Origin of the sequence: Corynebacterium sp. HMSC072G08 (assembly GCF_001809185.1) — a bacterium.
In the GTDB taxonomy this organism is placed as follows: domain Bacteria; phylum Actinomycetota; class Actinomycetes; order Mycobacteriales; family Mycobacteriaceae; genus Corynebacterium; species Corynebacterium phoceense.
This window is the reverse complement of record NZ_KV796410.1, coordinates 1-330: the sequence shown is the minus strand read 5'-3', so window position 1 is coordinate 330 and position 330 is coordinate 1. Positions and strand designations below refer to the sequence as shown.

Below are 330 nucleotides of genomic sequence, written 5' to 3'. Positions count from 1 at the left end.
GGACCTGACCCCTGTTTGGTGGACACCTGATATCCAGCCCGGTTGGGTTGGGAAGAAAGGTAATCTACCACCATGCCTAGGTACTCCGAACAGTTCAAACGTGATGCTGTGGCCCTCTATGAAAACAATGAGGACCTTTCACTTCACGCGGCTTCAGCAGAGCTTGGAGTCAATCGTTCCTCGCTTTTCTCCTGGCTTCAGCAATACGGCACCGGCAAACGTGCCCGCACGAAGGCCATGCGCGACAACGCCAAGGAGACGACTGATTCCGAGCGAATCCGCCAGCTAGAAAAAGAGAACGCGAAGCTGCGCGAAGAACGCGATATTCTG

At 54.5% G+C, this 330-nt stretch carries 1 protein-coding gene; it reads left to right on the top strand.

Features of this window, described 5'->3' with window-relative positions; all coding sequences use genetic code 11:
* Nucleotides 1-72 precede the first annotated feature (72 nt).
* A partial coding sequence (locus HMPREF2559_RS04160; protein ID WP_070539641.1) for an IS3 family transposase occupies nucleotides 73-330 on the top strand: 258 nt, incomplete at its 3' end.